The 20,658-nt window shown below is 71.2% G+C and carries 10 protein-coding genes and 2 pseudogenes; 5 read left to right on the forward strand and 7 right to left on the reverse strand.

Features of this window, described 5'->3' with window-relative positions:
* Nucleotides 1–46: 46 nt before the first annotated feature.
* The gene (locus QMK34_RS30055; protein ID WP_326417887.1) at nucleotides 47–3,046 is read right to left on the reverse strand and encodes a non-ribosomal peptide synthetase; all 3,000 of its coding nucleotides are present in this window, start codon (nucleotides 3,044–3,046) and stop codon (nucleotides 47–49) included.
* Between the two features lie 171 nt (nucleotides 3,047–3,217).
* Here QMK34_RS30055 and QMK34_RS30060 point away from each other — a divergent pair, with 171 nt between their 5' ends.
* From QMK34_RS30060 to QMK34_RS30075, 4 genes are all read left to right on the forward strand, one after another.
* Nucleotides 3,218–3,427 (forward strand): MbtH family protein, encoded by a 210-nt coding sequence (locus QMK34_RS30060; protein ID WP_326417888.1) that lies wholly within the window; start codon nucleotides 3,218–3,220, stop codon nucleotides 3,425–3,427.
* 84 nt (nucleotides 3,428–3,511) lie between these two features.
* On the forward strand, nucleotides 3,512–9,805 hold the full coding sequence (locus QMK34_RS30065; RefSeq protein ID WP_326417889.1) for a non-ribosomal peptide synthetase: 6,294 nt from the start codon (nucleotides 3,512–3,514) through the stop codon (nucleotides 9,803–9,805).
* Nucleotides 9,802–12,732 carry an amino acid adenylation domain-containing protein gene (locus tag QMK34_RS30070; protein WP_326417890.1) on the forward strand — a complete coding sequence of 977 codons (2,931 nt, stop codon included), beginning with the start codon at nucleotides 9,802–9,804 and terminating at the stop codon, nucleotides 12,730–12,732. Before QMK34_RS30065 ends, QMK34_RS30070 begins: the two co-directional genes overlap by 4 nt.
* Nucleotides 12,733–12,771: 39 nt before the next feature.
* Nucleotides 12,772–12,987 (forward strand): response regulator transcription factor, encoded by a 216-nt coding sequence (locus tag QMK34_RS30075; RefSeq protein ID WP_326417891.1) that lies wholly within the window; start codon nucleotides 12,772–12,774, stop codon nucleotides 12,985–12,987.
* A 4-nt stretch (nucleotides 12,988–12,991) separates the two neighbouring features.
* Here the strand turns inward: QMK34_RS30075 and QMK34_RS30080 are convergent, their stop codons facing one another.
* Complete coding sequence (locus QMK34_RS30080; protein WP_442785247.1) at nucleotides 12,992–13,471, reverse strand: MmyB family transcriptional regulator; 480 nt, start codon at nucleotides 13,469–13,471, stop codon at nucleotides 12,992–12,994.
* Between QMK34_RS30080 and QMK34_RS30085 the strand changes: the two are divergent.
* Nucleotides 13,461–14,518: pseudogene (locus tag QMK34_RS30085) on the forward strand (aldo/keto reductase). The gene QMK34_RS30080 and the pseudogene QMK34_RS30085 overlap by 11 nt on opposite strands.
* Before the next feature lie 128 nt (nucleotides 14,519–14,646).
* On the opposite strand, the gene QMK34_RS30090 reads toward QMK34_RS30085, so the two are convergent.
* From QMK34_RS30090 to QMK34_RS30110, 5 genes and pseudogenes are all read right to left on the reverse strand, one after another.
* A complete protein-coding gene (locus QMK34_RS30090; protein ID WP_326417892.1) occupies nucleotides 14,647–15,543 on the reverse strand; it encodes an HNH endonuclease signature motif containing protein in 897 nt (298 codons plus the stop codon).
* 538 nt (nucleotides 15,544–16,081) lie between these two features.
* On the reverse strand, nucleotides 16,082–16,690 hold the full coding sequence (locus QMK34_RS30095) for a response regulator transcription factor (protein ID WP_326417893.1): 609 nt from the start codon (nucleotides 16,688–16,690) through the stop codon (nucleotides 16,082–16,084).
* Nucleotides 16,687–18,048, reverse strand: a complete 1,362-nt coding sequence (locus QMK34_RS30100; protein WP_326417894.1) for an MFS transporter — start codon at nucleotides 18,046–18,048, stop codon at nucleotides 16,687–16,689. Before QMK34_RS30100 ends, QMK34_RS30095 begins: the two co-directional genes overlap by 4 nt.
* Nucleotides 18,045–19,880 (reverse strand): thioester reductase domain-containing protein, encoded by a 1,836-nt coding sequence (locus QMK34_RS30105; protein WP_326417897.1) that lies wholly within the window; start codon nucleotides 19,878–19,880, stop codon nucleotides 18,045–18,047. The genes QMK34_RS30100 and QMK34_RS30105 overlap by 4 nt, the downstream gene beginning before the upstream one ends.
* An 81-nt stretch (nucleotides 19,881–19,961) precedes the next feature.
* Nucleotides 19,962–20,597: pseudogene (locus QMK34_RS30110) on the reverse strand (AMP-binding protein); the annotation flags it as partial.
* Nucleotides 20,598–20,658 lie beyond the last annotated feature (61 nt).

A 20,658-nucleotide genomic window follows, 5' to 3' on the forward strand; every position in this document is an offset into this window, starting at 1 on the left:
GCCCCGGACCCCGGTCGAGCAGGCCGTCGCCGAGGTGTGGTCGGAGCTACTGGGCATCGACTGCGTCGTCGTGGGCGCCTATCTCCTCGACCCGCAGGACCTCGCTCCAGATCCCGGCGAGCGCCCGCTCCACCGCCGAAGCCGGTGCGGCGAACGGTTCCGCGAGGGTCGAGCGGCTGAGCTCCGGGTCGGGCAGGGCCGCCCGGTCGACCTTCTTGCTCGGCGTCAGCGGGAGGGCGTCCAGCGTGACCCAGAGGCCCGGCACCAGGTACTCGGGCAGGTGCGCCCGCAGGTGTGTGCCGAGCGCTTCGAGGTCCGCGCCGCCCGGTGCCGGGACGACGTAGGCGACCAGCTGACGGTCCGGGAGGTCCTTGGCCACCACCGCGGCCGCCCGGATCGCGGGATGGGCGGTGAGGGCGGCTTCGATCTCGCCGAGTTCGATGCGGAACCCGCGGATCTTCACCTGCCGGTCGATCCTGCCGAGGAACTCGACCGTCCCGTCGGCGCGGAACCGGGCCAGGTCGCCGGTGCGGTAGAGCCGCGCGCCCGGGGTGGGCGAGAACGGGTCGGGGACGAACCGGTCCGCGGTGAGGCCGGGTCTGCGCAGGTAGCCGCGAGCCACGCGCAGGCCGCCGAGGTGCAGTTCCCCCGGCACGCCGACCGGTGCCGGCCGTCCGGCAGGGTCGAGCACGTACGCGCTGGTGGCGGGGACCGGCCTGCCGATCGGGAGGGTCGTGGCGGTCAGGTCCTCTTCCGCCGCCCAGTGCAGGAAGCTCGAGATCGTCGCCTCCGTCGGGCCGTAACACGCGACGAACCGGCCCGGCAGCCCGAGCTCCCGCCAGCGGCGCGCGTCCTCGGTGGTCACGACGTCGGCGCCGACGTTCATCATCTTCAGGTGGGCCGCCCGCGGGTCGCCGGGCGCGAGCACCCCCAGCAGCTCGCGGAAGTAGTGCGGCGTGATGTTGAAGCTGGTGATCCGGTGCTTGCCGAGCTGGTTCGCCAGCTCCTCCGGCTCCCAGAACAGCGGGTCGCTCACCAGCACCGACGCACCCGCGAGCAGCGGCGCGCCGAGCTGCTCCAGTGAGCCATCGAAAGCCAGTGAAGCGAGGGACAGCACCCGGTCGGCCGCGGTGATCCCGTACTCCCCGGCGATGACCAGCGCGTGCTCGGCGTAGGAACCGTGCTGGATCTGGACGCCCTTGGGGCGGCCGGTCGAACCCGAGGTGTAGATCACGTACGCGAGGTGTTCTGGTTGGACAGTCCACTCAGGACTGCCGGAGTGCTCGGCGTCGATGGCGGCGTGGTCCCGGTCCAGCGCGATCACCGGGCAGCCCGACCCGGCGAACAGCCCGGCGAACCGCTCCTGGGTCAGGACGGCCGCCGTGCGCGCGTCCTCGACCAGTAACGCGAGCCGGTCGGCGGGGTTCGACGGGTCGAACGGCACGTAGGCCGCGCCGGACTTCAGCACACCGACGAGCGCGACCACGGCGTCGAGGCCGCGTTCCACGCAGACGCCGACCGTCGACTCCGGCCCGAGCCCGCCCGCGCGCAGGTGCCGCGCCAGGCGGTTCGCCCTGGCGTCGAGCTGGGCGTAGGTGAGTTCCCGGCCACCGGACAGCACCGCGAGACTGTCCGGTGCCGCGGCGACCCGGCGGGCGAACAGCTCCGGGAAGCACCCGGTTGCCTCGCCCGGCCACGGCACCGACCCCCAGTCGTCGATCAGCACGCCGAGTTCCGCGGCCGGGGTCAGGTCCAGTTCGCTCAGGCGGTTCGCGGGGTTTTCGGCGATGCTCTCCAGCAGACGGCGGAAACGCGCGGCCAGGCGCGCCGCGGTCGAGGGATCGAACAGGGCCGTCGGATAGGTGAGGGTCCCGGTCAGCGAGCCGTCCGGGCGGTGTTCGAACTGCAGGCCGAGGTCGAACGACGAGGCCGTCCAGTCCACATCGGACTCTTCGACGGCGAGGCCGGGCAGCGAGAACCGGTCGGCAGGCACCTCGTGCAGGCCGAACACCGCCTGCACCAGCGGGTTGCGGGACAGGTCGCGGTCCGGTTCGAACTCGCCGACCAGCCAGTCGAACGGCACCTCCTGGTTGCCGAACGCGTCGAGCGCGGTCGTGGCCACCCGGTCGAGCAGGTCCCCGAACGAGGGATCGCCGGCGAGATCCGTCCGCAGCACCAGCGTGTTGACGAAGAACCCGGCCAGGTTCTCGACCTCGGCCAGGGTCCGGCCGGCGACCGGGCAGCCGACGGCGATGTCCGTGCCGCCGGTGTGCCTGCCGAGGAACACCTGGTAGGCGGCCAGCAACAGCATGAACGGGGTGGCCCGGTGGGACCGCGCGAGCGCGGTGAGCCGGTCGGCCAGCGCGGCGGGCACGTCGACGCGGGTCCCGGCGCCCGCGGGATCCCAGACGGGCCCGCGTGGCCGGTCGGCAGGCAGCTCCAGCGGGCCGAGTCCGGCCAGCCGTTCGCGCCAGTAGGCGAGCTGCCCGTCGAGCCTGGCCGCCGCGTCTTCCCGCTGCCAGAGCGCGAAATCGGCGTACTGGACGGGCAGCGCGGGCAGTTCGGGTTCGGTGCCGGTGGTGAACGCGCGGTACAGCTCGCGCAGCTCGGCCGCCAGGACGTCCCAGGACGCGCCGTCGAACGCGATGTGGTGGACCACGACCAGCAGGACGTGCTCCCGGGCGGCGAGCCGGAGCAGCCTGGCACGCAGCGGCGGCTCGGTGGCCAGGTCGAACGCCCGGCTCAGCTCCCTGGCGATCACGTCGTCGACCTCGGCCTCGCGGACCTCCGCCACCGGCAGCGGCACCGGCGCTGGCTCGTCCACGAGCTGGACGGGGACGCCCTCGCGGCCGAGGTACCGCGTCCGCAGCACCTCGTGCCGGGCGGTGAACGCGTCGAGCGACCGGCTCAGCGCCCTGACGTCCAGGTCGCCGCGCACCCGCAGGGTCAGTGGGAGGAGGTACTCGGTCCCGCCGGGCCGCAGCGCGTCGAGGAACCACAGTCTCTCCTGGGAAAAGGACAGTGGCAGGTCACCGGGCATGGTCATGACGCCAGGGTGACCGCCCGGCGGCTCCGTGGCCAGGGTCGCGTCGGCGGTCTCGCGGGCGAACGTCGGTGCCTTCGTTTCTGCGTGTTCTTCTCTGTCCGTCGCGTCCCGGACCGGCCAGGCTCGGCTGTCGCGGGGACAGGTGTGCCCGCCGTACGCGAGGAGGTCGGGATGAGCGAGGACGAGCGCACCTACGGTGTCGTGCTCAACCACGAAGAGCAGTATTCCCTCTGGCTGGTGGATCGCGAGCTGCCGGCGGGCTGGCGGTTCGAGGGCAAGCGCGGGCCGAAGCAGGAGTGCCTCGACCACATCGACCAGGTGTGGACCGACATGCGCCCGCTGAGCCTGCGCGAACGGATGCGCGAGGACGCGACATCCTGAGCGGCCCAGTCTGAGCGGCCCAGTCTGAGCGGGCCAGTCCGAGAGCCCGGCACCGAACACCCGGATCGACCCGCAGGGGGAGCGATGAGCACCGAACAGTCCCGGCGCCAGGAGCTGCTGGACCGGTACCTGGCGAGCGCGACGCCGGTCCGCCCCGGCGCGGCGCCGTCGGCCGACCGCAGCCGTCCGCTGGCGCTTTCCCTTGCCCAGCAGCGGATGTGGGTCCTGGACAAGCTCCGCCCCGGCGGTACCGAGTACGTGGTCACCTCCGCGTGGCGGCTCCACGGCGTGCTCGAAGTCGAGCGTTTACGGTCCTGCTGGCGGACCATCGTGGCGCGGCACGAGGTCCTGCGGACCACCTACGCCGAGCGTGACGGGGTTCCCGAGCAGGTCGTCGGAGCGGGCGACGTCGACCTGACCATGATGGACGTCTGCGAGGACGCTGTCGCCGAGGTCACGCGTGAGGAGGCGGCGCAGCCGTTCGACCTCGAGAAGGACCACCCGCTGCGGGTCCGGATCCTGCGGTTGTCGCGGACCGAGCACGTGCTGCTGCTGGTCGTGCACCACATCGCCTACGACGGCTGGTCGGCGTCGATCGTCGCGCGCGAGCTGGCCGCTCTCTACAGTGGCACCACGCTGCCCGAGCCGCCCACGCAGTACGCCGACTTCGCCGCCTGGCAACGGGAGCACGCCGGAAGCCAGGCCGTGGCGACCCAGGTGGACTACTGGCGCCGTCGCCTCGACGGGGTACAGCCGCTGACCCTGCCGACTGATCATCCCCGCCCCCCGGTGCATGACCCTCGCGGTGAAATCCTGCGGTTCACCGTGGACGCCGGGCTCGCCGGTGCCGTCGCCGAACTCGGCAAGGCGCATCGCGCGACGACCTTCATGGTGCTGCTGGCCGCCTACCAGGTCCTGCTGGGCCGGTACGCCGGGCAGGACGACGTCACCGTCGGCACCCCGATCGCCGGGCGGGCCCGCGCCGAGACCCAGGACCTGATCGGCCTGTTCCTGAACACGCTGGTGCTCCGGGCCCGGCTCGACGCGAACATGTCCTTTAAGGACTTCCTGGGCCGGGCGCGGCACGACACCCTCGAGGCATACGCCAACCAGGACGCGCCGTTCGAGCGGCTGGCCGACGAGCTGGCGCCGGATCGAGACCTGTCCCGCAACCCGCTGTTTCAGGCGATGCTGGTACTGCAGAACACCGGCCGGGCCGAGTTCACCGCGGGCGGCCTGCACGCCGAGCCGGTGCATTCCCCTTGGCACAGTGCGAAGTTCGACCTGACCCTGGAGTTGACCGAGCAGCCGGACGGGACGCTGGCCGGGGTGCTGGAGTACCCGGTCGCGTTGTTCGACCGTGACACCGTCGAGCGGCTGGGCCTGCATTTCGTCGAGCTGCTGCGCGGCATCGTCGCGAACCCCGGCGCGCGCCTCGCCGACTTGGCTTGGCTGAGCGAAGCCGAGCAGACGCAGCTGGCGTGGTGGCACGAAACCGAAATGCCGTTCCCCGGCGGCACGCTGCTGGACCTGGTGGCTGAGGGGGTGGCTGCTGGGGGTGTGGCGGTGGTGTCCGGTGATGTCGAGGTGACCTATGCGGAGCTGGAGGTGTTGTCGAACCAGGCGGCACATCGGCTGAGGTCGTTGGGTGTGGGCGTCGAGTCGGTGGTCGGGGTCCGGCTCGAGCGTGGCGTGGAACTGGTCGTGGCGTTGCTGGGGATCTTGAAGGCGGGTGGTGCGTATCTGCCGTTGGATCCGGAGTATCCGGCGGAACGGCTTCGGTTCATGGTCGAGGATTCGGGTGCCGAGGTGGTGGTCACGCCGGGCATGTTGATGGATCTCGACGAGCCTGGTACGCCGGTGGATGTGTTGGTGCGCGGCGAGAACGCGGCGTATGTGATCTACACGTCCGGGTCGACCGGTCGCCCAAAAGGGGTCGTCATCGAGCACCGGGGGATTGTGAACCGGTTGCGGTGGATGCAGGCGGAGTATGGCCTGGCGTCGGTGGATCGGGTGTTGCAGAAGACGCCGTTTGGGTTCGACGTGTCGGTGTGGGAGTTTTTCTGGACGCTCTCGGCGGGTGCGACGCTGGTGATGGCGCGTCCCGGCGGGCATCGCGACCCTGGCTATCTGGCCGAGGTGCTGGCCGGGCAGGGGATCACGACGGCGCATTTCGTGCCGTCGATGCTGCGGGCCTTCCTCGCGCAACCGTTGCCACCGCTGCCTTTGCGGCGTGTCCTGTGCAGTGGTGAGGCGCTGCCCGACGACCTCGTCGAGCGGTTCGCCAGCATGGTCGGTTGCGAGCTGCACAACCTGTACGGGCCGACCGAGGCGTCCGTCGACGTCACCGCGATCGAATGCCGCCCTGGGGAGCCGGTGACCATCGGCCGGGCCATCGCGAACACGAGGATCCACGTGGTGGATCGCGAGCTGCGCGAAGTGCCCGTCGGTGTGCCCGGCGAGCTGATGATCGCCGGGATCCAGCTGGCTCGCGGCTACCTGAACCGGCCCTCGCTGACGGCCGAACGGTTTGTGCCCAGCCCGTTCGCGGTGACGCCGGGCGAGCGGCTCTACCACACCGGCGACCTCGCCCGCCGCCTCCCGGACGGCCGCGTCGCGTACCTGGGCCGGATCGATCACCAGGTCAAGCTGCACGGCAACCGGATCGAACTCGGCGAGATCGAGGCCGCCCTCGTCGAGCACGCGGACGTGCACGCCGCCGCCGCCGCGGTCCACGACGACCGGCTCGTCGGGTACTTCGTGCCCGCGCCGGGCCGGATCCCAGCGCCAGGGGAGCTGCGTGAACACCTGGCCCGCACGCTGCCCGAACCCATGCTGCCGTCGATCTGGGTCGCCCTCGACACGCTGCCCCTGACCGCCAGCGGCAAGACCGACCGCAAGGGGCTCGCCGCCCCGGACGGCACGCGGACCGACCTCGCCGGGCGGTTCATCGCTCCCCGGACCGTCGCCGAGGCAGCCGTGGCCCGTGCCTTCGCGGCGGCCGTGGGCGCCGATCAGGTCGGCGCGGAGGACAATTTCTTCGAACTGGGTGGCGATTCGCTGCGCGCCATCCGGGTCGTCGGCCTGCTGCGCGCCGAAGGCATCGAGGCCGGGGTGCAGGACCTGTTCCGCCGCCAGCGGGTGGCCGAGTTCGCCGCTGGCCTGAGCGGCGCGGCGGTCGTGCCCGAGGTCTCGGTCGCACCGTTTTCCTTGCTCGGCGACGAAGAGCGAGAGCTGCTGCCCGACGACGTCACCGACGCCTATCCGCTTTCGCTGGCGCAGGCGGGCATGGTGCACGAGATGCTCGCGGGCGCGGACCGCGGGCTGTACCTGAACAACCTCGGCTATCCCGTGCACGACGACGGCGAGTTCTCACTGACCGCGCTGCGACAAGCGGCGCGCCGCCTGGTCGAGCGGCACGAGATCCTGCGCACCTCGATCGACTTCACCGGGGTCGCGCCGCTCCAGCTGGTCCACGCGGACGCGACCCTCGAAGTCACCTGCGAGGACCTGCGCGCGCTATCGGCGGAGGACCAGGCGGAGCGGGTGCGGCTGTTCGTGGCGGAGGACCGGGCGCGCGGGTTCGACCTGCTCAGGCCGTCGCTGCTGCGGTTGCACGTCCACCGGCTGGCCGCGCGCGAGTGGCGGCTCTCGTTCAGTTACGTGCACGCGATCCTGGACGGCTGGAGCCAGAACTCGCTGGTCGCCGAGCTGCTGGCGGACTATCGCGGCGTCCGTGGCGGCGTCGTCGGGCCGGTCGAACCGCCCGCCGTGCGGTTCGCCGACGCGATCGCGCGGGAGCGTGGGTCACTGCGGTCCACAGTGGACCGGGACCACTGGGCGTCCAGGGTCTCCGCCGCCGACCGGTTCACCCTCCCGTCCGGGTGGGCGGGCGAGGACGACGGGGTCTATCGCACGGCCCGGGTGCCGTTCGCCGACCTGACCGCGGACTTGCGGGCCGCCGCCGCGTCGGCCGGAGTGCCGCTCAAGAGCCTGCTGCTCGCCGCACACCTGACCGTGCTGCGGACGCTCGCGGCCAACGACCGCCCGTTCCACACGGGCCTGGTGACCAACGGCAGGCTCGAACGGGACGGCAGCGACCAGGTCCGCGGCATGTTCCTCAACACGGTCCCGTTCCCGGCCCCCGTCGCGCCCGACTGGCCCGCGCTGGCCAGGGCCGTGTTCGCCGAGGAGACGGCGATGTGGCCGCACCGGCACTTCCCGTTGCCGGCGATGCAGGCCGCCTGGGGCGGGCAAAGTCCGCTGATCGACGTGTTCTTCAACCACACCGACATGCACGTGCTCGAAGACGGCGGAGTCGACCTCGACGAGGTCGCCGACAGCACCCCCAACGAGTTCGGGCTGTCGGTGTCGACGGTGCCGGGCGCCTTCGTGCTGGAGGCGTTCACCCACCGGATCGCCGCCGGGCACCTGGGCTTCCTCTCGCGGCTGTACCGGCACGTCCTGGAGCGGATCCTCGCCGCGCCAGGAGAGGAACCACGTCGGTGCGGGCTGCCGGACGCCGACCGTGACGCGCTGGTGCGGACCTGGAATCCCGCCAGGACGGAACGGACAGGGGAGACCCTGCCCGAGCTCTTCGCCGCCGCCGCGACGGCGAACCCGGCAGCGCCCGCGGTGCGCTGCGGCGACGTCACCCTGACTTACCGGGAGCTCGACCAGCAGGTCACCCGGCTCGCCCGGCGCCTGCGCGAGCAGGGCGTCCGGCGCGGCTCGCTGGTCGGCGTGCTGCTCGAGCGGCGCCCGGAAATGCTCGTCGCGTTGCTCGCGGTGCACCGTGCGGGTGCCGCCTATCTGCCGATCGACCCACGCTACCCGGCCCAACGGGTGGCGTACGTGCTCGGCGATTCGGCCGTCGAGGTGGTGCTCACCCAGGCATCACTGGCGGGGCCGCTCGGCGATGCTTCCCACACGGTGGTGCTGGTCGACGCCCCTTCGCCCCCGAGCGCGGCCCTCGACGAGTCCGGGCCGGACGGCGACGAACTCGCCTACGTCATCTACACCTCAGGCTCCACCGGGCGGCCGAAGGGCGTGATGATCAGCCATGGGGCGCTCGCGAACTTCTTGCTGTCCATGCTGGAGCGGCCCGGCCTCGCGCCCGGTTCCGCGGTCCTCGCACTGACCACGATCTCCTTCGACATCTCCGCGCTGGAGCTCTACCTGCCGCTGCTCGTCGGCGGCGAGGTCGTCCTCGCGACCGCCGAGGAGTGCGTCGATCCGCACCGCCAGGCCGCGCTGATCGAGCGGGCCCGGCCGTCGACGATCCAGGCCACGCCGTCGGGGCTGCGGCTGCTGCTCGACTCGGGCTGGACACCGCAGCCGGGGCTGACCGTGTTCGCGGGCGGCGAGAAGCTGCCCGGCGAGCTGGCCCGCAGGCTCACCGCGGGCGGCGCCGCGCTGTGGGATCTGTACGGGCCCACCGAAACCACGATCTGGTCGACGGTGGCGAGGCTCGACGGTGACACCGTCACGGCCTGGGAACCGGTGGCCAACACCGACGTCCGGCTGCTCGATGATCAGCTGGCGCCCGTTCCGCTGGGCGTCGTCGGTGAGGTCTACCTCGGCGGAGACGGCCTCGCCCGTGGCTACGCGGGGCGGCCGGGGCTGACCGCCGACCGGTTCGTGCCCGATCCGCACGCCACGCGGCCCGGTGCCCGGCTCTATCGCACCGGCGATCTCGCGCGCCGGTATCCGGACGGGCACGTCGAGATCCTCGGCCGGGCCGACCACCAGGTGAAGATCCGCGGCCACCGCGTCGAACCCGGGGAGATCGAGGCCGTGCTGCTCGCCGATCCCCGCGTCCGCGACGCCGTCGTCCAGCCGGCACCCACGCCGACCGGCGAGCTGGAGCTCACCGCTTACGTGGTACCGGCCGACGGCATGGCACTGTCCATAACGGACGTCCGAACCGGACTCGGTCGCAGTCTGCCGGACTACCTGGTGCCGAGCGGGTTCGTGGTGCTCGACGAGTTCCCGTTGACCCCGGCCGGAAAGCTCGACCGGGCGGCCTTGCCCGCGCCGGGCCCGGAGACGGCCGAACGGGAGCACCTCGCGCCACGCACCCCGGCCGAGGCCCTCGTCGCGGAGGTCTGGGCGGAGGTGCTCGGCGTCGAGCGGGTGGGCGTGCGCGACGAGTTCTTCGACATCGGCGGGCATTCCGTGGTCGCCACCCGGATCGCGGTCCGGCTGCGCTCGGCGTTGCGTGTCGACGTCCCGGTGCGCGCGCTGTTCGACCACCCGACCGTCGAAGCCCTCACCGCCGCGGTCGCCGGGTACCCGCCGCTCGCGGCGTCGCCGGGGATCCGGGCGACCATCAGGCCGCGTGCCGTGGTCCGGCAGACCGTGGGTGAGGACGCGTGAAGTACGAGGGAACGCTGCTGGACTTGGTGGCCGAGGGGGTGGCTGCTGGGGGTGTGGCGGTGGTGTCCGGTGATGTCGAGGTGTCGTATGCGGAGCTGGAGGTGTTGTCGAACCAGGCGGCGCGTCGGCTGGGGTCGTTGGGTGTTGGTGTCGAGTCGGTGGTCGGGGTCCGGCTTGAGCGTGGTGTGGAGTTGGTTGTGGCGTTGCTGGGGATTTTGAAGGCGGGGGGTGCGTATTTGCCGTTGGATCCGGGGTATCCGGCGGAACGGCTTCGGTTCATGGTTGAGGATTCGGGTGCCGAGGTGGTGGTCTCCCCGGGCATGTTGATGGATCTCGATGAGCCTGGTACGCCGGTGGATGTGGTGGTGCGCGGTGAGAACGCGGCGTATGTGATCTACACGTCCGGGTCGACCGGTCGCCCCAAGGGGGTGGTGGTCGAGCATCGGGGGATTGTGAACCGGTTGCGGTGGATGCAGGCGGAGTATGGCCTGACGCCGGTGGATCGGGTGCTGCAGAAGACGCCGTTTGGGTTCGATGTGTCGGTGTGGGAGTTTTTCTGGACGCTCTCGGTGGGTGCGACGTTGGTGATGGCGCGTCCCGGTGGGCATCGCGACCCCGCGTATCTGACGGAAGTGCTGGTGGAAGAAGAGATCACGACGGCGCATTTCGTGCCGTCGATGCTGCGCGCGTTCCTGGCGCAACCGGTCCCGCGGCTGCCGCTGCGCCGCGTGCTGTGCAGCGGTGAGGCCCTGCCGGACGAGCTGGCGGAGCGGTTCCACCGGAAAGTCGGTTGCGAGCTGCACAACCTGTACGGGCCGACCGAGGCGTCCGTCGACGTCACCGCGATCGAATGCCTGCCCGGGGTGCCCGTCACCATCGGCCGGGCCATCGCGAACACGCGGATCCACCTCGTCGACGGCGAGCTGACGATCGCCGGGGTCCAGCTGGCCCGCGGGTACCTGAACCGGCCGTCGCTGACCGCGGAAAGGTTCGTGCCGAACCCGTTCGCGGTGACGCCGGGCGAGCGGCTCTACCACACCGGCGACCTCGCGCGCCGGTGCGGCAACGGGACGATCGAGTACCTGGGCCGGATCGACCACCAGGTCAAGATCCACGGCAACCGGATCGAACTCGGCGAGATCGAAGCCGCGCTGCACAGCCATCCCGCGCTCACGGCGGCCGTGGTCGCGGTGCACGAGGACCGGCTCGTCGGCTACTTCGTGGCCGCCCCCGGCCAGGCTCCCGCACTCGCCGACCTTCGCGCGTGGCTGGCCCGCACGCTGCCGGACCCCATGCTCCCGACGGTCTGGATCGCACTGGCCGCCCTCCCGCTCACCCCCAGCGGCAAGACCGACCGCACCGCCCTGCCCGCCCCGGACGGCGCCCGCCCCGCACTGGACGTCGCCTACGCCGAGCCCCGCGATGACACCGAGACCGTCATCGCGCAGATCTGGGCCGACACGCTCGGGGTGTCCCCGGTCGGCATCCACGACCCGTTCCTCGAGCTCGGCGGCCGGTCGCTGGCCGCCACCCAGATCTGTGCCAGGGTGTCCCGCGCGCTGGGGCGGCGGCTTTCACCGGCGGACCTGTTCACCGCGCCGACCGTCGCGCGGCTGGCCGTGCTGGCCGCCGATGCGGTGCTGACGGTCCGCACCGTCCACACGGGACGATCGGTTTCCCCGGCGCAGCAACGAATGTGGTTTCTCGACCAGCTGTCCGGCCCGTCGGCGATGTACACCATGTACGAGGCCTACCGCTGCGAGGGCGAGCTCGACGCCGACGCCCTGCGAGACGCGCTCACCGACGTCGTCCGGCGGCACGAGACCTTGCGCACGACGTTCCGGTCGCGGCGCGGTGAGCCCGAACTGGTGGTCGCCGACGAGCCCGGCGTCCCGCTGACGGTCGTCGACGGCCCGGCGGAGGAGTTCGTCGACGCGGAGGTGCTGCGCCCGTTCGACCTCGCCCGCGGGCCGCTGCTGCGGCTGGCGCTGATCCGCGGTGAACCCGGCCGGTGCACGCTGCTCGCGGTGATCCACCACATCATCGCCGACGACACCTCGATGGAGATCCTCTGGCGCGACCTCGCCGAGTGCTACCGGGCGCGCAGGGCAGGCGAACGGCCCGATCTGCCGGAACTGACTGTCCCGTACAACGCGCTCACCGCTGGCCAGGAGACCTCCGCCGAGGGGCTCGCGTACTGGAAGTCGGCGCTGGACGGCGCGCCTCGCGTGCTCGAACTGCCCGGCGACCTGGCGCGGCCCGCCCGGCAGGGGCAGCTCGACGCCTCGGTGGAATTCTCCCTGCCGCGCCCGGTCACCGACGCCCTCGACGCGATCGCCACCGGCGCCGGAGCGACCGGCTTCATGGCGCTGCTCGCCGCGTTCGCGTTCGAACTGCGCCGGAGCACCGGCCGCGACGACCTCGTCATCGGCACGTTCACCGGCAACCGCTCCTCGCTCGAGGCGGAGGACTTGGTCGGGCTCTTCGTCAACACCCTCGCGCTGCGGGTCCGCGCGCCGGGCGACCCGACCTACGGCGAGCTGCTGGGATCGGTACGCAAGGCGGTGCTCGACGGCTTCCGGCACCAGGACGTCCCGTTCGACCGGCTGGTCACCGCGCTGCGCACGCCGCGCGACCTGAGCCGGAACCCGGTGGCGCAGGTGGCGTTCCAGCTGCTCGGCGCGCTCGCGGACCGGCTACGCCTCGACGGCGTCCGCACCGAGCCCTGGCGCGCAGGCCAGGGCGGCAACCCGTTCGACGTGCTCGTGACGGTCCGTGAGCACCTGGGCGGCCTCACCGGAACGGTGCACTACGACCGCGATCTGTTCACCGAAGGGGCCGCGAAGACCTTCACCGACCGGTTCGTCCAGGTCCTGCACACCGTCGCCGCCGATCCGGCCGCGCGCTGCTCGACCCTGCCGCGGTGATCTTGAGGGCCCGGCGGCGCCGGGCCGTACACTGGCCGGATGGACGGCGAGCCGGTGTACACGCCGCAGCTCGGCGAGCGCGAGCTGCGGGTGCTGCGGCTGATCGCCGAGGGCTACAGCAACGGCGAGATCGCGGCCGAACTCGGCTGGTCGGAGCACACGGTCAAGAACACCCTCTATGACCTGATGGCCACCCTCGGCGTCCGCAACCGCGCCCACGCCGCGGCCTACGCCGTCCGCAATGGACTGATCTGAAGCGCTAGCCCATGTCCCGTGCGCGCAACCGATCCAAGGCAGACTGGCTCTCATCGTCCGCGGCGCGGTAGATCACCAAGAGCTGGTCCGGATCTTGAAGTGGCGTGAGCGTTTCGAAATTCACCGCGATCAGGCCGACGTCAGGATGCCGCAGCACTTTGCGCCCGCGGCCCTTGACCTGGACGTCCCGCTCGGCCCACAACCGCGCGAACTCCTTGTCACCGGCGGTGAATTCGGCGATGAGGTCGGTCAACGCCTGATCCTCCGGATGCGCGGCCCACGCGGTGCGCAGGTGGGCGATCCCCTGTCCACGGTGCGGGTCATTGTCTTCGATCTTACCGCTCGATCCACCGCAGGGTAGGACTGGCTTTCCCAGGAAGTCCTTTCCCTTATCCCCGGCTCGCGGCGAGCACAGACTCTGTTTTCGACAACGGATCGTTTTCGACAACGGATCACAAGCACAGGAGGACACGATGTCGCTCACCCTCGACACGTACCGGCTGCTGGGCCGCTCCGGGCTGCGGGTCTCGCCGCTGGCGCTGGGCGCGGCGACCTTCGGCACCGAGTGGGGCTGGGGCGCCGAGCAGGACGATGCGCGCAAGCTGTTCGACCTTTACGTCGAGCGCGGCGGCAACTTCATCGACACCGCGAGCACGTACACCAATGGCAGCTCCGAGCGCCTGCTCGGCGATTTCATCCGCGACACCCGCGAAAGCCTGGTACTGGCGACGAAATACTCGACGCTGAGCCGCCCAGGCGACCCGAATTCCGGCGGCAGTCACCGCAAGACCATGGTGGCGTCGGTGGAGACCAGCCTGCGACGGCTGAACACGGACTACCTCGATCTGCTCACCTGCACGTGTGGGATTTCACGACCTCGGTCGAGGAGATCCTGCGCGGCATGGACGATCTGGTCCGCCAGGGCAAGGTCCTGTACGTGGCGATCTCCAACTCCCCGGCCTGGCAGGTGTCGCGCATGCAGGCGATCGCCGACCTGCGTGGCTGGTCGCCGCTGGTCGCGTTGCAGATCGAGTACAGCCTGGCCCAGCGCACCGGGGAACGTGACCTGATCCCCATGGCACGCGAGTTGGGGCTCGGGGTGATCCCCTATTCACCGCTGGCCGGAGGGGTGCTCGCCGGGAGGTACAGCCGCGACGACCTGGCCGCGGCGGTACCTGCCGACGGCACCCGCAAGGGCTTCAACATCGCCAACGGCGACGTCACCGAACGCAACCTCGACATCGCGGACGTCGTGAAGGAGGTCGCTACCGAGCTGGGCCGCACACCCGCCCAGGTCGGGCTGGCCTGGACCCTGCGGAACCCGGGCGTGACGGCACCGATCATCGGCGCGCGCACCCCCGCGCAGCTGGAGGGCAATCTGGGCGCCCTGGAAGTCGACTTCACCACCGCCCAGCTGGCCCGCCTCGACGAGGCCAGCGCGATCGGCCTCGGCATCCCGCACGACCTGCTCGCCAGCGACCGGGGCCGCGCGTTCACCAGCGGCGACCTGAAGGTCGAAACCCGCCGCTGATTCCCGGGTGGGGTCGATGGGGTGCGTCAATTCATCTGGCCCACGCGCGGTGCCGTTCATGTTCAGTCGTGTGGGCAGGCCGGTGGCCCCGCCGTGGTGGCGGGGTCACCGGCTTGGCTGTGGGTGGTTCAGCTCGCGGAGGCGAGGGGCGGGTGCATGGTGTTCCGCCGGGGCTTCTGTAGCGGGTCGAGATAGTCCGGCGGGATGAACTCGGGCAGTCCGTCCTTGGCGATGCGGACTTGCCAGGGGGATCGGTGGATGAGCCGGTGGTGGTGGGCGCACAACAGCGCCAGGTTGTCCATATTGGATTGTCCATTGAGGATCCAATCCACGATGTGGTGTGCCTGACAGTGCTTGGGTTTGCGGCAGCAGCCGGGGAAGCCGCACCCACGGTCGCGGATGCGCAGGGCTCTGCGTTGTCCGGGGGTGACGATGCGTTTCATGCGGCCGACGTCGAGGGGTTCGCCTTCGGTGCCGAGGACGGCGGGAATGATGCCGCAGTCGCAGGCCAGGATGCGCGCGTCGGTGGCGCTGATTGTCTCGGTGAAGTCCAGGCAGGCTTGCCCGTACCCGGTTTTGAGTATGTCGAAGGGGATCGTGACGACGATGTGGGTGTGGTCCCCGGCCTGGATGGGGAGTTCCGGGCTGGCGATGACCAGCCCGATGATCTCTCCGTAGGCGTCGCCGTAGCGTTCGGCCATGGATCGGGTGTCGGGTTCGCCTTCGTCGGTGGTGCGTCGTTCGGCGAGCGGGTCGAGGACGGCGCGGGTTTGGGCGGCGAGGATGGGGTCGACCTCGATGAGGATGCCCAGCCGTCCGTTGCGTTTCCGCTGGAACCGCAACGTCCGCAGGGGGTTCAGTGGTTCGCGGTCGTCGGGTTCGCGTCCGTCGGGGTCGAGTCTGGCGAGGATGTTCTGGCCCGCCTGGTGCACCTCGGCCGGTGACGCTTTGCGGGCGAGATCAACGAGGATTTCTTCGGCGTCGACGCGTTGTTCGTCGGTCGCGCCGGTGGGGATTTTCGCCATGACACCGACGATGGTGTCGATGTGCCGGCTCCGAGGACACCTTCCGTCGCGACAGCGCCGGTCAGTGGCGCCACGGGTGGGTCGTCGGAGCCGTCGAGTCTTCGACCGGGGTTGATCGCGGTGGCCCGATCCACGAGCTTCTTCGCGTCTCGCACTGTCATCCGCTCGGCATCGGCTAGGAAACGCGCCGTATTGACGTACCCGTACAGCTCTTTCGCGCCTTGAGCGTCGATCTCGGCCAGCACACGCCCGATCGAGGCGTCGACGATCCGCGAAGTCTCCGTCAAACGATGGAGGGTCTCCGCGAGTTCGCGTGATCCTGACCGCCACAGGTCCTGTGGCGGTGTGAGGAGCGGGGCAGGTGAGCTGGTCACACCTCTATGCAACCATAAATCGAACGTATGGTCATCACTCAACTGGGTAAAGATACATTACCGAGAGGCATCGAAAAAGCTTGGCCATCACCCCTTTGGGGAAGTTGCAGACGAAACAAGACGGGCGGCGCCCGGCCGCAGCATGGGTTCGTGGTCCGCAGCTGTCAGATCAGGCCTTGACGGAGCGCGAAGGCGACGGCGTGAGCGCGGTTGCGCAGGCGCAGGCGGTGGGTGATGTCGTGCACGATCGAGGTCACGGTGCGGGTCGAGTAGGCCAGTGCGGACGCGATCTCCGCCGTCTCGTGGCCGTCGGCCACCATTCGCAGCACGTCGCGCTCGCGGGCGTCGAGGCTGGGCGCCGCTGGGGTTGAGCTGAGCCGTCCCGCCGTCTCGAACAGGCCGCTGAGCAGATCGGGTGACATCGTGCCGTGGCCGGTGGAGGCCGCCCGGACCGCCGAGATCAGCGTCTGCGCGCAGGCTTGTTCGCGTCGCAGCACTCCGCAGGCGCCCGCTTCGATCGCTCGCACCGCCGTGCTCGCGTCCACCTTGCCGACGACCAGCAGGACGGTGCTTTTCCGCTCCCTCGCGGCGCGGATGGCGCACAGGACGGCGTCGTCGATCTCGTCGGCCGCGAGTACCTGGACCCCGGTGCCGTCGCGGTCGAAGGTGAACTCCGGGCACTCGCCGAGCGCGCTTTCCAGTCCTACCCGCAAGAACGGGTCGGCCGCCAGCACGCGCACCGGGATCCGGGTGCTGGTTTCCGTGGTGGTCATTTTCGCTGCCCCTCTCGGATCGCCGGGACGACGGCGGGTTCACGGACGTCTTCCCCGGTGCTTTCGGTCATCAGGTCGGGCAGGTCCTCCACCCGCCGCAGGGACGGCCTGGCCGCCAGCGCGCCCAGCACCACCAGCAGCACCCCCGCCAGCAGGAACATCAGCGCCATGCCGCGGCCGGGGCCGGTCCCGATGAGCTGGCCCATCGAACCCGCGAGGCCGCCGCCGGGGCGCATCAGCGGCTCGAACACGCCGTCGGCCAGCGGGCCCGCGACGATGTAGGCGAGTGGACTCGCGGCCTGGGAGATCGCCCGCGAGGTGGCCATCACCTTGCCAAGGTTCGCCGGGTCCACTTTGGTCTGCAGCAGCGTCTGCGCGGTGCCGGTGATCACCGGCAGGGTGAACAGGAAGAACGGGCCGATCGCGATGACCAGCGCCAGCGACGGCGCGAGGGAGTGGATCGCCAGCGCCACCCCGCCGATCGCCATGAACAGCGCGATCCCGCGCATCCGCTTCTTCGGCCCGCCCCAGACGCCCATCACCAGGCTGCCGGCGAACAGGCCGCAGCCGCCCGCGAAGACCTGGAACCCCAGCCCGGTCGGGCCCGCGAACGAAAGCACCAGCGGCCGCACGAGGGTTCCCGCGATCCCGAAGCAGAAGTAGAACCCGCCGAGCACTGCGAGCAGCCCGGTCAGGCCGGGACGTCGGCGTAGCTCCGCCCAGCCGTCCGGCACCTGGCTCCAGATCGAGGGCGCGCCGGGTTCCGGCGAGGCCGTGCGCACCGCTGCCCGGGGGAGCGGCACGAGCAGGACCACCAGCAGCGACACCCCGAACGTCACCAGGTCGACCAGCACCACGCCGCGCAGCCCGACGGCCGCCAGCAGCGTCCCGGCCACGATCGGCGCGGCGATCTGCGCGCTGAACACCACCTGGGACAGGCCGTTCGCCCGGCTCAGGTGCTGTTTCGGCACCAGCAGCGGGATCATCGCGCTGAAGGTGATCTGGTGGACGGTGCCGCACATCGCCGTGAGCGCGGTGGCGGGGTAGATGTGCCAGGTCTGCAGCTGGTCCGAGGAGATCAGCAGCGCGAGGGCGCCGACGGTGGCCAGCGCGACGCAGTCGGCGGCGGCCAGGATCCGGCGGCGGTGGAGGCGGTCGGTGAGGGCACCTGCGAATGGGGCGATCAGCAGCGCCGGGATCGCGCCGGACAGCATGATCAGCGCGAACTGGGTGGCCGAGCCGCTGCGTTCGTAGGTCCACACGCCGAGCACGAACCCGGTGAGCGCGGACCCCACGATCGAGACCAGCTGGGCCGACCACAGCAGCAGGAAGCCGCGGATCCCCATGGTGGTGTTCATCGGTTCTCCTCGTCGGTGTGCCCGGCCGGGGTGGGCAGGTGTCCGATGTGGACGTAGTGGTCGAGGTAGCGCCGCAGCAGCTTGCGATCGGCGGGCGGGCAGACGAGCCCGCCCGCCGCGACCACGATCTCGGTGTGCGAGCAGTCGAAGACCGTGCGCCGGGGCGCCGACTCCCGCCCGACCATCGCGGTGATCGCGCTCAGCGCCGGATCCGCCGTCGCCGCCGCCAGCGCGGTGAGTTCGGCGTACCAGTCGTCGAACGGGATCTCCCGGATCGGGTGGCCGGACTCGCGCAGGGTGGCCACCACCTCGCCGAACCGGATCGTGCGCTGGTTGTGGAAGTGGAAGTCACGGCCGTAGGCGGACCGGCGCCGCGACAGGTAGCCGATCGCGGCGGCGACGTGGTCGACCGGCGCCATGTCCTCCTCCAGCGTGAAGTCCTCCACGGGTGCGGAGCCCAGCAACACCAGGCAGCGCAGCAGGTTGGCGAACCGGTCCCCGAGTGGGCCGATGCCGGTCCGGCTGTCGCCGGTGACCCGCGCGGGCCGGTGCACGGTCACCGGGAGCCCGGCGTCGCGGGCGGACCTGGCGAGTTTGTCGGCCGCCCACTTGCTGCGCTCGTAGCCCCGGCTCAGCCCGGCCGGATCGTCCGGGGGGACGTCCTCGGTGATCACCGCGTCCCGTTCCAGCGGGTAGACGCCCAACGAGGACACCAGGTGCACCGGGGTGATCCCGTCCCGGCACGCCAGCCGCAGCAGGTCGCCGGTCCCGAGTACGTTGCCCGGCCGCAGCTGGCTGTACGGCCGCAGGAAGTTCGCCTCGCCGCCGCAGTGGTAGATGAGGTCGAGGCCCCGGGCGAGCGCGTCGAGTTCGGGCTCGGTCAGGCCGAGGTTCCCGGCCGCGAGGTCGCCGGGGATCGCGACGATCCGGTGGGCGGACGCGTCGTCCCAGAGTTCGTTGGCGCGCAGGACCTGCTCGATCTTGGCCGCTCCCTCGGCCGGGCTGCCCGCGCGCACGAGACAGCGCACCTCGGCTTCGGTGTGCCGCAGGACGTCGGCGAGCAGGTGGGAACCGAGGAAGCCTGACGCGCCGGTGAGCAGCACGGTCCTGGGGGCCATCGCCCGCTGGATGGCCGCTTCGGTCTGGGCGGGCGAAAACCGCGGGATCGAGTGGTCCGGGAGCACGCTGTCGGCGAGCACTTCGCCGAGCGGGTCGTCTTCGTGGTACTCCGGGTCCGAGTGCCGTTCCACCGCCTCGGCGAACGCGGCGAGCGTGGTGGCCTCGAACAGCGTCCGTACCGGGACGTCGACGCCGAGTTCGGCCCGGACCCTGGCGATCAGCGTGCCCGCGAGCAGGGAATGCCCGCCGCGCACGAAGAAGTCGTCGTCCCTGCCGATCCGGTCCTTGTCCAGCACCGACGCCCAGATCTCGGCGAGCCGCCGCTCGACGCCGTCGCGGGGCTCGCTGAACTCGGTCGCGGCGGTGTCTTCGGGCTCGGGCAGCGCGCGGTGGTCGACCTTGCCGTGGGTGTTGAGCGGCAACGCTGCCAGCACGGCGAAGGCGTCCGGCACCAGGTAGCCGGGCAGCGCGGACCGAAGGGCGGCGCGGACCTCCAGCGGGTCGAGGTCCGGAGCCGCCACGAGATAGGCGACCAGCCGGTCGTCCCTGGCCACGACCAGTGCGTCCCGCACGCGATCGTGGCGGCGGCAGGCCGCTTCGACCTCGGCGGGTTCGATGCGGTGGCCGCGGACCTTGAGCTGCCGGTCGACCCGGCCGAGGAACTCCCACTGCCCGTCGCCGCGCAGTCGCGTGAGGTCGCCGGTGCGGTACATCCGCGCGCCGGGGACCGGCCCGAACGGGTCCGGCACGAACTTCTCCGCGGTGAGGCCGGGCCGGCCGCGATAGCCGCACGCGGGCGCGTCGCCGCCGAGGCACAGTTCGCCGGGGACGCCGGGCAACACGGGACGCAGCCGCTCGTCGACCACGTAGGCGCGGACATGCGGGAGCGGCGTGCCGATCGGCAGCTGGACCGCGCCGCCCAGCTCCGAGCCGTCGACCGTGCGATAGCTGGTCGCGCAGACGGTCGCTTCGGTCGGGCCGTAGTGGTTGTGCAGCTCGACGCGGCCGTCGGTGAGCCGCGCCCAGGTCGCGACGGTGGCGACCGGGACGGCCTCGCCGCCGACCATCATCGTCCGAAGTGGACAGTCGAACGGAGTCTCCGCCGCGGCCAGCTCGGCGACCCACTTCTGCCACAGCGCGGACGCGGTGTCGACCATGGTCACCCCGTGCGCCCGGCAGAGCTCGACCAGGCCGGGGCCGGTCAATGCGGCGGGGTCGCGCCAGGGGAGCACGGCCGCGCCGCTGATCAGCGCGGGGAAGACGTCCCCGGCGGCGGCGTCGAAGGTCAGCGGCGGGATCATCAGCACCCGTTCGCCGGGGCCGAACCCGTGCAGCCGCCGGAAGGTCTCGGCCAGCTCGGCGAGCGGGCCGTGCCGTACGGCCACCGGCTTAGGGGCGCCGGTCGAGCCTGAGGTGTAGATGACGTAGGCGAGGTCGTCCGGTCAGACCGTGACCTCGGGCGCGGTCTCGGCGGGCTCGGTGTCCTCGGCG

This window comes from Amycolatopsis sp. H20-H5, assembly GCF_035828755.1.
Taxonomy (GTDB): domain Bacteria; phylum Actinomycetota; class Actinomycetes; order Mycobacteriales; family Pseudonocardiaceae; genus Amycolatopsis.

Excerpts from the sequence above, each read along its gene's own strand:
- QMK34_RS30075 (WP_326417891.1), top strand. The coding sequence starts at position 12,772 with ATGGACGGCGAGCCGGTGTACACGCCGCAGCTCGGCGAGCGCGAGCTG.
- QMK34_RS30090 (WP_326417892.1), bottom strand. The coding sequence starts at position 15,543 with ATGGCGAAAATCCCCACCGGCGCGACCGACGAACAACGCGTCGACGCC.
- QMK34_RS30105 (WP_326417897.1), bottom strand. The coding sequence starts at position 19,880 with ATGTACCGCACCGGCGACCTCACGCGACTGCGCGGCGACGGGCAGTGG.
- QMK34_RS30100 (WP_326417894.1), bottom strand. The coding sequence starts at position 18,048 with ATGAACACCACCATGGGGATCCGCGGCTTCCTGCTGCTGTGGTCGGCC.
- QMK34_RS30065 (WP_326417889.1), top strand. The coding sequence starts at position 3,512 with ATGAGCACCGAACAGTCCCGGCGCCAGGAGCTGCTGGACCGGTACCTG.
- QMK34_RS30055 (WP_326417887.1), bottom strand. The coding sequence starts at position 3,046 with ATGACCATGCCCGGTGACCTGCCACTGTCCTTTTCCCAGGAGAGACTG.
- QMK34_RS30095 (WP_326417893.1), bottom strand. The coding sequence starts at position 16,690 with ATGACCACCACGGAAACCAGCACCCGGATCCCGGTGCGCGTGCTGGCG.
- QMK34_RS30060 (WP_326417888.1), top strand. The coding sequence starts at position 3,218 with ATGAGCGAGGACGAGCGCACCTACGGTGTCGTGCTCAACCACGAAGAG.